The sequence below is a fragment of the Aquimarina macrocephali genome (assembly GCF_051627225.1).
GTDB lineage: Bacteria > Bacteroidota > Bacteroidia > Flavobacteriales > Flavobacteriaceae > Aquimarina > Aquimarina macrocephali.
In genome coordinates, this window is the sequence record NZ_CP151795.1 from 3,773,440 (window position 1) to 3,790,472 (window position 17,033).

The following is a 17,033-nucleotide window of genomic DNA, read 5'->3' on the forward strand; positions in this document are numbered from 1 at the left end:
TGTCGGAGGACTTTAAACAATCAAAAACTATTTTTAGTTACAGGTTCCTATAGTTTTCCACCAGTGTTCACCACTACCTGGGGTTACCCATATTGGCCCTGACTGAGCTTCGTATAATGTACCTTGATATACTACTTTGTCTCCCACATTATATACTGTTGGATATGCTGCCCAATTTGCAATCCCACTACAAGAACCACCGTTACCACCACCAGAAGTAATTGTAACAGATACTGTTGCTGATGTAGACGTTGCATTAGCATTATCTGTTGCAACCGCGCTTAGATTATAACTTCCTACAGCAGCATTATTCCATGAATAGCTATATGGACTTGTTGTATCTTCTCCAAGTTTAGTAGTTCCTTGAAAAAATTCAACTTTAGTAATTGTCCCATCAGTATCAGAAGCATTTGCTGTAATATTGATAGACTGCCCCTGGGTTACAGATTGATTATTTGTAGGAGACGTGATAAATACAGAAGGAGATTGGTTGTTTCCTCCTCCGGTACCATTACAATCCTGAACAAATTCCCATGGCAATCCTGCTCCAGAATTTGATGTTGGGTTATCATTTTTCGACCACCATTTTGCACGATATAATTTATTGTTATGCACAACCTCCTGACCAGTGTTATAAGTAGCAGAAGCATTCCATGGAGCAGATTCACAACCTGATCCAGTACCTCCACCGCCATCGCCAGAGTATGGAGATTCTGGATAGTTTTCTGCATTAGCTATAGCCTGAGATTGTGATACACCATTTAATACCTGACTTGCAACATGAAGATATCCATATGCAGAAGAAGTCGTATTACCGAGTAATAATTGCCATATCATAACTCCATCATTAGAGTTGTTATTTACAGAAATATGGTTAGATAGCTCTGCTATATTTTGATAGGTATATTCATAATACGGTCCCCAAGGCTCATTAGGATAATGAACTCCGGCTGCAATAGAAAAACCATACTGATTTGAGTAGTGTTTATATGCATCATACATAACTTTTCTATTACTGGCAGCTCCTGTATTATATCCTTGATATGCAATAAGATCGATTTTATCACCAACAGCTTCCATTACGGGGATCATATGTCCCGTAGTTGCAAAACCAAATAAGCTAATGGCTTGATTAGGAGAAGTAGCATTAAATAGATTGGTATCAGACTCTCCTGTTACAGTGTTTCTTTTGCTATAGGCGAAAGGAGAAGAGGGATCATCATTATTTGCACCTCCTAAAGCTCCAACTCCGGCAGGAGCACAGGCTAATAGGTATTGTCCTTTTGGCATAATAGCTCTTGAATTTGTAAAGAAATCGATGAAGCGTTGTACATTTATAGGTTCTCCTATAGTGGCAAAACTACCATTAGGTTCAAAATCCCAATCGATGCCTTCAAATCCCATGTCATCTACCAGATCTTTGATCTGCTGATAATTTATATCATAAGCAGCATCTGTACCCCAATACGTTTCTCCACCGACAGATAAAATAACTTTAATGCCTTTTGATTTTAGAGCGGCTACAGATTCTTTTAAAGTATCCCCTCCGTAAGGAGTTTGAATACCTGTATTGGTAATATCTAAAGTACCTTTTTGATAACGAAGATTAGGCTTTGCAAATGCCAAAAAAACGTGAGTGATATGTTCTGGGATATCTCTTAGTTTTGATCCTTGCCCAGGTCCGGCCCAGCTTTCGGACCAAGAAGGGAAATATCCTAAAACAATAGGCTCTGTGAGTGCTGCCTTGTCTGTTAGATTTGTTTCAGAATTTTGAGCCTCCGGGGCTCCTTCTTCTAAAAAACTTTCATTTGTACAGGAAAATAAGAAGACCTGTATGAATAAGAGGACTGATAATCTTTTAAGTAATTTCATTGTGTATTAAATTAAGAGTTTGTGAATATTGCGAGGCCATTATACAGTTAATGAAAAATCATATGTTCATCTATTTCTTTATAATCAACCTCAGAAGCTTTTCTATATTTTAATTCTACAGTATTCCAATCTGTTGCCCAACCTTTTGCTATGTTGTTTAGATACACTATCTTAAGTTTATGTTTTCCTTTTTGTAAAGCGATTGAGCTTTCTTTTGGATGTTTTTTTAACGGAGTTTTATAATCAATAACGAGCTGATCTGCTATCCATATCTGATCTTGTGTACTAGAAAAATAATAAACCCCATCTTCTGGGATGTAAACATACCCATCAAGAAAAACTGCCTTGAAATTATCTTCATTTACTTCGTGACCCCAGTGATATGTTGTATTTGCATCTTTGATATTTTTAATAGTAGATATATGACTTTTAGTACTATCATTAACATCACTGATACTTTTGAAATAACCTTTTATCTCTTTCTTGATAAGTCCTTGAGATAATTCTGCAGTATCAGAAGGAGGAATGGGAGTTTCTTTTGTGATGTTCAATTTTCGAATACTACTCATTTTTCCACTTTTCAATATTGAAGCAATTCGCAATTCGGTATTTTCCTTAAAATTTAATGGTTCGGTATATACTGTGCTAGTTGCTATTGGATCTGTTCCATCTGTGGTGTATACCATTTTAACCGGATGTGTAGTAGAAAAAGGAATACTTACACTATCAGTAAATACGATCTTATTTGAAGTAGGCCCCTCGGGAAGAGGAATATGGTAATTGATATTGTAATGTTCTAATACATCATAAACACTATTCAATCTATTTAAGAAATCACCGAATTTTTTATTTTCTTTTTGTGACCATGTAGTCTCTGCTAATGCTATGATACGTGGATATAACAGGTACTCAATTGTTTCTTCTTTATATGTATATTCTGTCCAGACATTTCCTTGTGCGCCTAAAATATGTTTCTTTTTATCTTCTTCAATTTCTTTTGGTATTGGATCATAGTGATATACTTTGTCCAGTGGGATATATCCTCCAAAAGCTAAAGGTTCTGCTTTAAAATCTCCTTGATAAAAATTAAAATAACAATACTTTGCAGGAGTCATGATAACATCATGCCCTTTGTTAGCAGCCTTGATTCCACCTTCTTCTCCTTGCCATGACATAATATTTGTTGTGGGAGTAATACCACCTTCCAGAATCTCATCCCATCCAATCATTTTTTTATGATATTTTGATAAGATCTTTTCTACACGAGCCATAAAATAACTTTGAATTTCTTTTTCATCTTTCAGGCCTTCGCGTTTTTTTAATTTTTGGCATTCTGCAGAATTTTTCCATTGATCTTTTGGTACTTCATCTCCTCCCATATGATAATATCCATAAGGAAAGAGAGTCGATAGTTCTTGGACTACATCTTCTATAAAAGTGTAAGTTTCTTCTTTTCCTGGACAGAGTATACTAGATTCGACACCCCATAAATTTCTTACTTCATATTTTTCTTTACTACAAGAAAGCTCTGGGTATCCTGCCAAAATTGCTATAGCATGCCCGGGTGTGTCAAATTCTGGAATTACATCAATAAATCTTTCTTTGGCGTATTCTACGACTTCTTTTATTTCTTCTTGGGTATAAAATCCTTGATGAAAAGAACCATCAGCATTTTTTCTTTTGGATCCAACCTCTGTAAGTTTAGGGTATTTTTTTATTTCTATTCGCCATCCCTGATCATCAGTTAAGTGCCAATGAAACTTGTTGATCTTGAAAAGAGATAATAGATCAAGTTGTTTTTTGATAAAATCAATTGAGAAAAAATGCCTGGAAACATCCAGATGCATCCCTCTCCAACCGAAACGAGGTTTATCTTCTATATCTAGAGCCTGGATTTTAACAGGAAGATGCATTTGATTTTTTGAATTAGCATCATATAACGGAAGAAGTTGCATAAAAGTCTGCATTCCATAAAACAATCCTTGATCGGTTTTTGCTTTTATTTTTATTTCATCTTTTGATATAGACAGACGATATTCTTCTTCACCAAAATCTAGCGTACTTTCTTTGATTAATTGAATGCTGTTTTTGGTGTTATTTTCATTATCTATTGAAAAAGAATGACCTGTGAAAGTCTTCATTTTTCCGATAAAAAAACTTGCGATAACTGCAGAAGAATTATTATTACATAGAAAAGTAGTTTTTTTATTGATTTCGAAATATCCTTGTTTTTGATCTACTTTGAAAGGTATGGGGGTGATACTCAAAGATTGATTAACAGGGAATGATGAATCAGGACTTTTACAGGTCATGAAAATTAAAAAAAAGAAAGGTATAATTCGTAAACTCATTACTGACTTGTTTTTTGAGAAATTCTTTGGATAATCAGGCGATTAACTAAATGGTCTATTGGTTTTTTTACAAAACCTCTAACCCGATAACCATGGTCATCTAATAATTTTTTTATAATATCTTGAGAGTAGTAGGCTACCGAACCTACAAAGTGTATAGGATGTTTGGATAATTCTTCTTTGTATTGAAAAAGGTAAGTACTTATAAATTTTGAAATACCATGATGTAAAATTCCTTCGAGATAAGCATTCCCTCGATTTCTAAAAATGAATTTTGCATAAGAAGCTAAGTACTTATTTGGATGATCAGCACAATATAATTCATCAAGAATTTGATTAAGTTCGGTAGTATATTCATTCTTAAATAATGAGGCTGTATCGGATGGCATTTTACCTAGGAAATAATCTTTAATCAATTTTTTCCCTAAATAATTACCGCTACCTTCATCTGCTAATAGGTACCCCAAAGCAGGGGATTTTTGAATAACTTTTTCTCCATCAAAATAACAGCAATTTGCTCCTGTTCCCAAAATGCATACTACACTAGGCTTTTCTGTTGTGGCTTTTACGGCTCCAATGATATCCTCTTCTATAACAGTAGATGTTACATTTTTAAATATAGATTGCAGCACGAGAGCTATTTTTTTCTTAGCATCAGCCTCACCACACCCTGCACCATAAAAATAAATCTTATGTATGAGATCTCTTTTTTGGAGTATAGAGTCTGCTTTTTGAACAATATTTATGATAGCATCGTCAGAAAGCAAAAGAGGGTTTATACCATCGGTTTTAGTCTTATCAATGAGTTCTCCATCATTATCAACAAGAACCCAATCACATTTGGTAGAACCGCTATCTGCAAATAATATCATTAGTCATTAGTTTATTTATCATTTATGTATTGTCTTATTGCTGGTGCATAGCGAAGAGATTCTTTTTAAAAGCAACTTTCCCTCATATGTTGAGGGAAGGTTGTTTTTTGCAAAAATTTATCTAACAAACAATGCAATTAATTTTAAAATAGATATCTCTTAAAAGCTTCTATCGCTTCATAATCTGCGAGACCAAGCTTATCATATAATATCGCTGTATTTCTATTTCTTTCACGAGCTCTTAGCCAAAATTCTCTTGAATCTTCTCCTTGAAACATCACTCTATCTTTTTGAGATTGGTGATATAGGATGGCATTAGTTTTTTTGGATACTTCGTGTGGACTTAGAGGTACGGCCATTTCAATTTCAGAAACGTCCCATTCTTGCCAGGCACCTCTATATAACCATACCCAACAATCATCCATGAAGGTTTTACTTTTTAGGTTGTTGATAGCCTCGAAAATAGCATCTAGACAAACCTTATGAGTTCCATGGGGATCGGCAAGATCACCTGCAGCATATATTTGATGTGGTTTTATTTTTTCAATAATACTAGCTGTAAGAGTTACATCTTCCTCTCCTAACGGATTTTTTTTGATTCTTCCGGTTTCATAAAAAGGAAGATCTAAAAAATGAACCTTATCATCATCTAATCCAAAATACCGAGTAGCACCCAAAGATTCCATTCTTCTAATTAATCCTTTGATTAACCGAACTTCTGGTATATCGATATCACCTGGGTTTTTTGATTTAAGAAATGTAATTACCTTTTTAAAAGTATCTTCTTCTTTATTAGGATGAACACTATTGGCTACCTCAGCAAACTTTAAGGCTTCATCATCCGTAACCGCTATATTACCCGAAGTTTGATAAGCAACATGTACATCATGTCCTTGATCAATTAATCTTAAGAATGTTCCTCCCATTGATATTACATCATCATCTGGGTGAGGACTAAAAATTAAAACTCTCTTTTTTGCAGGGAGGGCTCTCTCGGGTCTGTTTGTATCATCTGCATTTGGTTTTCCTCCTGGCCACCCTGTGATGGTATGTTGAACGTTATTAAAAATTTTAATATTTAAATCATAAGAAGACCCTTCAACAGCCAAGAGACCAGACATTCCATTGTCGTTATAATCTTTATCTGTAAGTTTTAAGACAGGTTTATTGAGTTCTTGACTCAACCAGGTAACAGCTTTAAATTTTAATTGTTCTTTCCAGATACATTGATCTACAAGCCATGGTGTTTTGATTCGTGTAAGTTCAGAAGCAGCTTCAGAATCAAGGATAATAGTGGTATTTTTATGTTCTTGTAAAAAAGATGCAGGAATATTAGATGTAATTTCACCTTCTATTGTCTGTTTAACCACTGTAGCCTTTTTATGTCCCCAAGCTAATAGTAATACCCTTCTGGATTTCATTATGGTACTTATTCCCATAGTAACGGCTTTTTTGGGAACATTTTCTAAACCATTAAAATCAGAAGAAGCATCAGTTCTGGTGACATGATCTAATGTGATGATTCGCGTACCCGAATTGGGATGTGATCCTGGTTCGTTAAAACCGATATGTCCTGTTCTACCAATTCCTAAGAGTTGAAAATCTAGTCCGCCGTACTTTTTGATCTTCATTTCGTAATCAATGCAATATTGATCCATTTCTGTAACAGGAATGGTGCCATCAGGAATGTTGATGTTTTCTGGGTTAATATCTACATGATCAAATAAGTGTTGATGCATGAAGTGATAATAACTTTGCTGATGTGCAGTATCCATTGGATAATATTCATCCAGATTAAAAGTAATTACGTTTGAAAAGCTTAACTCTCCAGAACGATGTAAGCTTACTAATTCTTCATATACTTTTATAGGAGAAGAACCTGTGGCCAGACCTAGTACACAAGGGCTACCTTCTTGTTGTTTTTGTTTAATTAATGTTGCAATTTCGTGTGCAACAAGCTTTGAAGCTATCGACGAATCGGGGAATATTTCATTATGAATCTTCTCAAACTTCGTTTTTTCAAACTGTCCTACCTGTTTATATTCAATTTCCTGGATCATTTTTCCTCAAGAGTTTGATTGTTTTAATTGTTTTTTTATTTTAAGGCTTTTTATGAAAAGAGATGGAGTTGAGAGATAATGCTCTATCCATCTCTTTCATAAGTATTATTTGGCTAACTCAAATTTTTTAAAAATTTCCACCAGCAATATCCCACCATAATCGGGTACCTCCATTATCGGCACCACCAAGAAGTGTTCTTGCTTGTTCTACACCTTGTGGGTTAGTACTTCGTTGACTAGCAGGGAAAGGTAATCTTCTAACCTGAATATCAGTATCGACAGTACCTCCACTATTATTAGCTACCGAAGGGAATATTTTTGGATATCCCGTTCTTCTGAATTCACTCCATGCTTCTTGTCCGTCAGGGAACATAGCAATCCATTTCTGAGTAATAATTCGTTCTAATTTTTCTTCATTCGTTGCTCCGGCATTCCAGGCAATAGTGATCGTACTTAATGCAGCAATATTATTAGATCCAACAGGATCAACATAATCAATAGGTGTAGAGGCATTATCAGTAATATAAGTTGATGCTCCTCCAGCTTCATGTTGATCAAAAGAAGTTGTGATTCCCATTTCATAATTTGATTGCGCATCACCGGCACCAGCCCATCCTCTTAAGGCAGCTTCTGCTTTTAAGAAATATGCTTCTGCAGCAGTCATTAATTGAATATTTGTAGTTGGAGTTTTATCAATGATATAAGAATTTCCTAATCTTGAAAATCCAACATAATCTCCTTTTTGATCGATATCATCAGTATATCCATCTAATAATGGTAATCCACTTCTTAATCCTTTTAGTGATCCAGGTGTTACCGTAGATTCTTCGAATAAAACGGGGCCTCTGGCATCGTTATATCCAACTAATATAGATTCCATAGAAGCATTCATACGAACGTCATTCCACTCAGAATTAAAAACAGTTAGTGGATGTTTTGCACCACCTTTAATGATGAAATTATCAGCATTAGTTTCCAGAAGTCCACCACTATGTGCTAATGATTTCTCTCCTTCAATTTGAGCCTTAGCAGCATCTGCTTTCGAAATTCTAATAGCTAAACGTAATCGAAGTGTATTGGCAAATTTTATCCATTGCGCATAATTCCCTCCATATACAAGATCAAAATTGGTGAATTGCTCATTGGTAGGATCTGTAGATAAAGTGGTTATTGCTTCATCAAGTTCAGTAAAAAACTGGTTGTATACCTCTTGTTGAGTATCATATTCTGGAAAAGATGCTCCAGGTACTCCAAATTTTGAATACACAATTGGTCCATATACATCAGTTACTCTATGCATACCTTCAACTCTTAATATTTTTGCAATTGCATAGATTAATGGAAATTTTTCTTCTCCACGCTCTTTGACTAATGCAGCATTTTGCATAACTCCTGTAGAAGAATATGGGATATCCCAAGGGAATTGATCCCAAAAATCAATAAAATTATAGTTTGTGGTATTTGCTCCTCCTGCAAATGGTCTTGGTGGAGCCATATATCCAGAGAAGGTATCTGCATTTAGGTTATGTTGTAGTTGCGTATGCCATGCAGGATCATACCTATATAGATTTAAAAAGATAGGATTAAATGGTCCACCTACATTAATAAAATCGGCTTCACTTTGTGCATCCGTTAACCCATTAGGATCTGTATTTAATGCTTCGAAATCGTCTGTACATGAGAGTACAAATACCGAGATAAAAACAGTAATAATTGTTTTTTTAATTATATTTTTCATGATATTCTATTCCTTTTAATTAAAATGATAAGCCAACATTCAAACCGATACTTCTGGTAGATGGCGATCCGAATACATCAACACCTTGAAGTCCATTTCCTGTACTTAAAGATATATTTGGGTCATAAGGTGCATCTTTATAAAAGAAAAATAAATTTCTACCGACTAAAGAAGTATTGATCGAATTAAAGAAACTATTCTCTCCAAGATTAAAGTTATACCCTATAGATAATTCTGCTAAACGGATATTAGTAGCGTCATATACATATTCACCACTAAATTTATCTCTTCCTCCAATTGCCTGATAATATTCTGTAGCTGGTATTGAAGTTTCTGAGCCAGAAACTTCATCAAAAATTCTTACGCTACCTGTTCTGTCTAATGTTCCGAAACCATCAACGATAGCTTCAGTAAGACTCATTACTTCTCCACCAAATTTTCCATCAACTAAAAAGGATAATGTTATGTTTTTATAGGTAAAAGAATTATTCCATCCTAAAGAAAAATCAGGATTTGCATTTCCTAATAAATCAAAACCACCTCTGGTATTTGCATCAGGTGCTGCTTGAGTAAAGTTACCATCTGTATTTCGAATCGGCAATCCATTTGCATTTCTGTTAAGTCTTTTTCCATAAATATCACCAAAAGACCCACCTTCTGCAATTAATAAGGCATACGAGTTAACACTTATAGGGGTTAGTTCTAGAAAATCTCTATCTAATCTAGAATCTAATTCCTTAATAGTATTTTTATTACTAGCTAGATTTACAGTTGTATTCCAGGAAAAGTTTTCATTTTGTATTGGGTCTGCTGTAATAGAAACTTCAATACCTTTATTTTCAAAATCCCCTGCGTTAATAGCAAATTGATCTGCTGTTTGACCGTTAGCATTTGTTTGACCACTAGCAGACTGGACTGTCATAAACTGATCTATAGTATTGGTTTTGTAATATCCAATTTCAAACCCTAGACGGTTATTAAAAAATTGCCATTCTGTACCTATTTCAAAAGATCTTTGAGTTTCTGGCTTTAGCTCTGTAAGCGGTCTTATCGTAGGACGATTTAACCCTCCTGGACCAGTACCAATAGTATTGATTGGATTATTGGCGAAACTTTGTATATCATTACCCACTTCTGCATAAGAAGCTCTTACTTTTGCAAAAGAAATTACTTCAGGTAAATCAAACATCTCAGATACTACTCCTGTAATACCAAAAGATGGATAGAAGAAAGAATCTGAAACAGTTGAAGACCAATCATTTCTTGCAGTTAGATCAAGGTATAACATATCTTTAAACCCTAATGTTGTACTAGCGAATAGAGATTGTACTTCTTTTTGCTCAGCTTTAGTTTCTTTTAATATTGGATTAACTCCTACTGTACCAACGACAAAATTAGAAAGCGTAAAAATATTTGGTATTTTTAGATTACCTCCAACACCAGAATCTAATAAGGTACTTTCTCCTAAATCAGATTTTCTGATACTGGTACCGATATTAGCTGTTAAATTTAAATTTTCTGAAAGAGGAGTATTAATTGTAGCTATGATATCACCATAGATCTGAGTATCCTCTACATCATTTAATAAATAACGACCGTTTGATGCAGATAGGGTTCCATCGGTAGTTGCATAGATTTTTCTTTCAAATTTATAAAAGTTTTTATCATAACTTCCTCTGGTTTGCACAGATAACCAGTCATTAAACCTATATTTTAAAGAAACAGAGGCTAATACTTTTTGATTTTGATCATCACTGGCATTTCTATTGATTATCCAATATGGGTTTTGTTCGATATCAGAAGTTCCTCTAAACCAACGTTGCGCCATTAAATTTCTATCTACATTAAATTCTTCAAAAACTCTATAGTTACTTAAGGTTTCTGTATCTGAATTAAATGCTGTTGCTCCTACTAATGGATTATAATATAGACCAGAAACGGGCTTATTATGTATTTTTTGAGTTGAAAGCAAAATGTTTGCATCAACAGTTAACTTGTTATCAAATAGTTTAGCTGTTTCTCTAATATTAAGTGTATGCTTTTTTACATTATGAGTAGGAAGTACTCCTGATGCTTGTGTATTTGCATAAGAGAAATAAGTTTGAGCAGTTTCTGTTCCTCCCGATACTGACAATGAATTAATTGCAGTTGTTCCTGTTTCTAAAAAGTCATCTATGTTTTTTTCTGTACGATCATTATAATCAAGTAAATAAGCAGCGTTATCTACTGTGAAACTAGAAGATACATTTGTTCTAAAACTTCCTGACTTACCTTTCTTAGTCGTAATTAATATAACACCATTAGATCCCTGACTACCATATAGAGCAGAAGCAGAAGCTCCTTTTAGGACACTAATACTTGCAATGTCATCTGGATTGATAAGAGATAATGCATCTCCACCATCTCTGTTTCCTGCGTTTTCAATATCACCAAATGTACTATTAGGTTGAATAGCAGAATTGTTTAATAAAGGAATACCATCTATAACATATAATGGTTGGTTGTTTCTGGTAGAAGTATTACCCCTTAGAGTTACCTTTACTGATCCACCAACACCAGAAGCACTTCTGTTTACAACAAGTCCTGATACTTTACCAGAAAGGCTGTTAATAGGATTGGCATCTTTGATTTTTGTTAGCTCATCAGATTTGATGTCCTGTGCAGCATAAGTAAGTGATTTCCTGGTTTTTTGAATTCCCAGTGCAGTTACTACTACATCTTCTAATTGTTCAGCATCTTCTTGTAACTGAACATTTATTACTGTATCACTACCTACAGTGACTTCTTTATTTGACATTCCTAAATAGGAAAACTGAATTACATCTCCTGCAGTTGCAGTAATTGTGTAATTTCCATCAAAATCTGTCTGTACTCCGTTTGTAGTTCCTTTTACAATAATATTAACTCCAGGTAGTGGTACACCATCTGAAGCCCCTGTTACTGTACCCGTTATTTGGGTTCCCTGCCCAAAACTCATAAAAGAAAAAAATAATAGAGTGGTAAGGGTTAAAATTTTTTGTTTCATATTAATAAGTGTTTTTTGAATGATCTCAAAGTAGTATTTTAATTATTTAACAAAATTTTTTTTAGACAAACGACATCGTTTCAATAACAATCGACATGCATTGATAGATAACGGTTTTTTTAAAATTCGATATTCTTATTTTTTTTGTTTTTCTCTACAAATAGCCTTACATTTTTCAAAAATTTTTGTTAAAAAAGTGATTTTAACTAGTATTATTTAATGATTTTTTAAAAAAAGAGAGGGGTAACGTGCAAAGGACTATTAAACGAAAATATCATCTATATTTTTGGATTATCTATTTTTTATTTAATGTAATTCGATGGGGGAGTTATTTTAATGATTATTGGTATTCGTTAAAATCGAACCTTGTAGAATTTCCTCTACACATCATCTTAGTTTATTTTAATATTTATTTTTTGGTTCCTAAATACATATTCAAAAAAAAGTATGTGTATTACGTACTTTTCTTATGTATGTCTCTTGGAGTTCATTATATATTAAGGTCTGGTCTTAATCTATTGTTGGTTACCGAGGATATCTGGCCAGAAGTAGAAGGAAGACTGGATCCATTTGGTTTTAATCATATTGTAGCAGTGGCTATAGGCGAATTGTATGTTGTAGGGTTAACCTCTGCAATAAAATATACAGTCGATTTTTTGATAATGCAAAATAAGAATAGAGACTTAAGTGAATTGCAATATAAAACAGAATTAAAATATTTAAAAGCGCAGATACAACCCCATTTCTTTTTTAATACACTTAATAGTTTATATGCACTAACAATAAAAAAATCGGATCTGGCACCTAATCTTGTATTAAAACTATCTAACTTTATGAGATATGTGATTTATGATACCAGTAAAAAAAAGCTCCCTCTTTTACAGGAGATTGATCATATCGATAATTATATTGAGCTCGAAAAAATGCGTTATGGTGATCGAGTTGATTCGAGGGTTGATATAAATGGTAATATTGATGATGTTAAAGTAGTTCCTATGCTGTTTTTACCGTTTATTGAGAATGCTTTTAAACATGGGCTAAAAAATAATGACAGAATGGAGTTATTAATCTCTTTTGAAAGATTTGAAAATGAACTGATATTTATATCTAAAAATAACTATGAAGATGAATCTAAAACTAAAAGACTTAATGGAATTGGAATAAAAAATGTAAAAAGAAGGTTAGAAATACTATACCCAAAAAAATATACACTAAACATAGCACAAAAAAATAATGAGTATTCGATTTTGCTTAAAATCCCTATATAATGACTATTAAATGTATCATAATTGATGATGAGCCCTTAGCAATTGAAGTTATTGAATCTTTTTTAAAAGAATTTAAAAACATTCAGATCGTTGATACTTTTAAAAACCCAATAGAGGCATTATCTATATTAGAACAAGGAGATATTGACGCTGTCTTTTTAGATATTAATATGCCTAGAATGAATGGCCTAGAATTTTTAAAAAGCTTACAGGAATATCCACAGGTTATTATTACCACTGCATATAAGGAATATGCATTAGAAAGTTATGAGCTAGAAGTTCTCGATTATCTTGTAAAACCTATTTCTTTTAATCGATTTCTGAAATCTATAAATAAATTAACAGCAAGACTTGTTGCTATAAAGAAACATGAGCCTTCTATGAATATGGTGCAACCGGCTCACATTTTCTTAAAAGTAGATAAGAAATTGGTGAAAATTCTTTTAACCGATATACTCTTTATTGAAAGTCTTAAAGATTATATCAGGGTGAGTACACTTGAAGATACATTTCTATCACATAAATCTTTAACTAGTATTAGTGAAGAGCTTCCTTCAGAAAATTTTATAAGAATTCATAAATCGTATACTATAGCTATAGATAAAGTTAAATCTATAGAAGGGAATCTTGCTGAGGTGGGAGAAAAAAGAATTCCTATAGGGAGAAATTATGCAGCTCACGCTAAACAACGAATATTAAAAAACAAATCAAATTTATTAAAATAAAAATAATGGTTTTAACAACATTGGACTACATAATCATAGCCTCATTTTTCTTAACCACACTTATTATTGGTGTTGTGGTGTCTAAAAGATCTGGAAAAAATACAGCAGAGTATTTTTTGTCAGGACGTAATATGCCCTGGTGGTTACTTGGTTTTTCGATGGTAGCAACTACATTTTCTACCGACACTCCAAATTTAGTTACTGATATTGTAAGACAGGACGGTGTTGCCGGGAATTGGGTATGGTGGGCCTTTTTATTGACAGGTCTTCTAACCGTATTTGTGTATGCCAAATTATGGCGTAAATCAAACGTTACGACAGACTTAGAGTTTTACACATTGAGATATAGTGGTAAACCTGCTCGATTTTTAAGAGGGTTTAGGTCGATATATCTCGGAGTAGTTTTTAATATAATTGCCATGGCTGCGGTAAACCTTGCTGCAATCAAAATAGGGCAAATTATGCTTGGACTTTCACCAATACAGACTGTTTTGATTGGTGGCGTGGTAACAGCTGCTTTTAGCTCTTTAGGAGGTTTTAGAGGAGTGATTTATACAGATTTTGTACTTTTCTTTGTCGCAATAGTAGGCGCTGTAGGAGCTTCCTATTATTTGGTTAATCTTCCTGAAGTGGGAGGGTTGAGCAATTTGGTCTCTCACCCAAATGTATCTGATAAACTTTCGTTTTTTCCAGATTTTTCTAATACAGAAGCATTAATTGGGATTTTAATTATACCGTTAGCAGTACAATGGTGGAGTTCATGGTATCCTGGTGCAGAACCAGGAGGTGGTGGATATATTGCACAACGTATGCTTGCTGCAAAAAATGAAAACCATGCAATAGGTGCTACTTTCTTTTTTAATATTATGCATTATGCACTACGACCTTGGCCATGGATTTTGGTAGCATTAGCATCTTTAGTAATGTATCCAGATATCGCTAGTATTCAAGAAGCTTTTCCTAATGTTGAATCTAGTAAATTAGGACATGATTTGGCTTATTCGGCGATGTTAACAAAACTCCCGGCTGGACTATTAGGACTTGTCTTAGCTTCTCTGGGTGCTGCATTTATGTCAACATTATCTACACATCTTAATTGGGGATCATCTTATATCGTTAATGATTTTTATAAGCAACAAATTAAAAAAGATGCAAGCGAAAAAGAGCTGGTGAACGTTGGGCGAATTACTACTATAGTTCTTATGGTGGCTAGTGCTGTATTTGCACTTTATCTTACTAATGCCAAGCAGCTTTTTGACATTATTTTAATGTTTGGAGCAGGAACAGGATTAGTATATATTTTACGTTGGTTTTGGTGGCGTATAAATGCATGGAGTGAGATATCTGTAATGTTCTCTGCAATGCTTATCCCATTAATTTTAACTTTTACACCACTTGGTGACTCATTATTTGGATATACCAGTGATGCTGGAGAAATAATATCAGGAGTTTTTCCTTCCTGGTTTAGATTTATAGCTATGGTGATTATAACTTCAATCGTTTGGATTGTGACAACTTATCTAACTAAACCAGAATCAAAAGAGACTTTACGATCTTTTTATAAAAGTATTCAACCCGGTGGACCAGGCTGGAAAAAAATTGTTGATGAAGCTGATGCCGAGGGAGTAGAAATAGTAGAATCTAATGAGAAATGGTCTGTACCTTCTGGAATTCTAGCAATGTTATTAGGTTGCGTATTAGTATATAGTTGTTTGTTTTCTGTAGGTAACTTACTTTATGGAGAGTACGTCATGGCTGCAATTATAGGAGTATTAGCTGTAGTTTCTGGTTTCTTATTGGTGAGAGTTTGGAAATCAATAGGAAAGAATTTAATGTCGTGAGTGTAACTAAACGAATACAATCTGTAGACTTTTTAAGAGGACTTACTATAATGCTTATGATTCTGGTAAATACACCAGGGGATTGGTCTTATGTATATACACCATTATTACATGCAGAGTGGAATGGCCTTACTTTGGCAGATTTTGTATTTCCTTTCTTTTTATTTATTGTTGGGATATCTATATCGTTTGTATACAAACATAAAAAAGGAGAAAGGGCAATTTATAAGAAAATCGTAAAGCGTAGTATAAAATTAATAGCACTGGGATTACTTATCAATGTGTTTTTACCCTATTTTCCTTTCATTGAAACAGAATCGGTACGTCTCCCGGGAGTACTACAGCGAATAGGAATTGTATTTTGTATAGCATCTATATTGTATTTGAATTGTACTAGAAAACAATTGATTTTTATTGCTGTTACGATTCTTATAGGGTATTGGATATGGTTGGCATATATTCCATTACCCGATGGGGCCTCTCCCATACTAGAAAGAGGCCCAAATAACTGGGCAAATTATCTGGATTATCTATTACTTAAAGGGCATATTTGGAAACCGGATTATGATCCTGAAGGAATTCTTAGTACAATACCGGCTATAGTAACCACAATTACGGGAATCGTTGTGGGCGAGATTTTAGTGAGTGCAACAAAACGGAAACTTGGTGTATTGACCATAATAGGAACATGTTTTATCCTTATAGGGTATTTATGGAGTATTTTCTTCCCAATCAATAAAGTGTTGTGGAGTAGTAGTTTTGTATTAGTCACATCAGGCTATGCTACTTTGTTTTTAGTGTTATTTCATTATTTTATGGATTATAAAGAGCGTGATTTTGGTAGTCTTGTGAAATATGTAGGTGCTAATGCAATCATTATCTATTTCTCTTCTATGATACTAGCTAAATCTTTTTATTTAATTAAAATAGATTCGCAAACCTCGGTGCATCAATTTCTTTTTGAAACGTTTTTTGTATACCCATCGATTGACAAACCATTATCTTCGTTTTTCTATGCATTGATTGTCGTTGGTTTTTATACACTATTGGCATATTTCTTATACAAGAAAAAGATATTTATTAAAGTCTAAAATTTTAATAAGAACAATTATAAGATACTATAAAGAGCACTACAAGAAATTAAAATAATTCTTGTAGTGCTTTTACTTAAAAGACATTTTTTAAAAATTGGTTGTGTTAAAATTTTAAAAAAATAAAGCTTATTTTTGTTAAAAATTTAATTGTAAACAAGCTTAATGCAAATTATAATACAAATAATTA

General features: G+C 33.6%; 10 protein-coding genes. 4 read left to right on the top strand and 6 right to left on the bottom strand.

Features of this window, described 5'->3' with window-relative positions:
* Positions 1-33: 33 nt before the first annotated feature.
* The 6 genes from AAFU52_RS16435 to AAFU52_RS16460 all read right to left on the bottom strand — a co-directional run bounded on the left by AAFU52_RS16435 (position 34) and on the right by AAFU52_RS16460 (position 11,918).
* Complete coding sequence (locus tag AAFU52_RS16435; protein WP_438422665.1) at positions 34-1,872, bottom strand: Ig-like domain-containing protein; 1,839 nt, start codon at positions 1,870-1,872, stop codon at positions 34-36.
* 47 nt (positions 1,873-1,919) lie between these two features.
* Entirely contained in the window at positions 1,920-4,223 is a 2,304-nt protein-coding gene (locus AAFU52_RS16440) for a family 20 glycosylhydrolase (RefSeq protein WP_438422666.1), read from the bottom strand.
* Positions 4,223-5,095, bottom strand: a complete 873-nt coding sequence (locus AAFU52_RS16445) for an N-acetylglucosamine kinase (protein ID WP_024770319.1) — start codon at positions 5,093-5,095, stop codon at positions 4,223-4,225. Before AAFU52_RS16445 ends, AAFU52_RS16440 begins: the two co-directional genes overlap by 1 nt.
* Positions 5,096-5,238: 143 nt before the next feature.
* A complete protein-coding gene (gene nagB, locus AAFU52_RS16450) occupies positions 5,239-7,155 on the bottom strand; it encodes a glucosamine-6-phosphate deaminase (protein ID WP_024770318.1) in 1,917 nt (638 codons plus the stop codon).
* 127 nt (positions 7,156-7,282) lie between these two features.
* Positions 7,283-8,893, bottom strand: a complete 1,611-nt coding sequence (locus AAFU52_RS16455) for a RagB/SusD family nutrient uptake outer membrane protein (RefSeq protein WP_438422671.1) — start codon at positions 8,891-8,893, stop codon at positions 7,283-7,285.
* A 19-nt stretch (positions 8,894-8,912) separates the two neighbouring features.
* Complete coding sequence (locus AAFU52_RS16460) at positions 8,913-11,918, bottom strand: carboxypeptidase-like regulatory domain-containing protein (RefSeq protein ID WP_024770316.1); 3,006 nt, start codon at positions 11,916-11,918, stop codon at positions 8,913-8,915.
* A 449-nt stretch (positions 11,919-12,367) separates the two neighbouring features.
* Here AAFU52_RS16460 and AAFU52_RS16465 point away from each other — a divergent pair, with 449 nt between their 5' ends.
* The 4 genes from AAFU52_RS16465 to AAFU52_RS16480 are packed head-to-tail and all read left to right on the top strand — an operon-like array spanning position 12,368 to position 16,843.
* Positions 12,368-13,186, top strand: a complete 819-nt coding sequence (locus AAFU52_RS16465; RefSeq protein WP_241461412.1) for a sensor histidine kinase — start codon at positions 12,368-12,370, stop codon at positions 13,184-13,186.
* Positions 13,186-13,911, top strand: a complete 726-nt coding sequence (locus AAFU52_RS16470) for a LytR/AlgR family response regulator transcription factor (protein ID WP_024770314.1) — start codon at positions 13,186-13,188, stop codon at positions 13,909-13,911. The genes AAFU52_RS16465 and AAFU52_RS16470 overlap by 1 nt, the downstream gene beginning before the upstream one ends.
* Before the next feature lie 5 nt (positions 13,912-13,916).
* Positions 13,917-15,752, top strand: coding sequence for a sodium:solute symporter family protein (locus AAFU52_RS16475; RefSeq protein ID WP_024770313.1), 1,836 nt, complete (start codon positions 13,917-13,919; stop codon positions 15,750-15,752).
* A complete protein-coding gene (locus AAFU52_RS16480; protein ID WP_438422674.1) occupies positions 15,749-16,843 on the top strand; it encodes an acyltransferase family protein in 1,095 nt (364 codons plus the stop codon). The genes AAFU52_RS16475 and AAFU52_RS16480 overlap by 4 nt, the downstream gene beginning before the upstream one ends.
* The last annotated feature ends 190 nt before the right edge of the window (positions 16,844-17,033 follow it).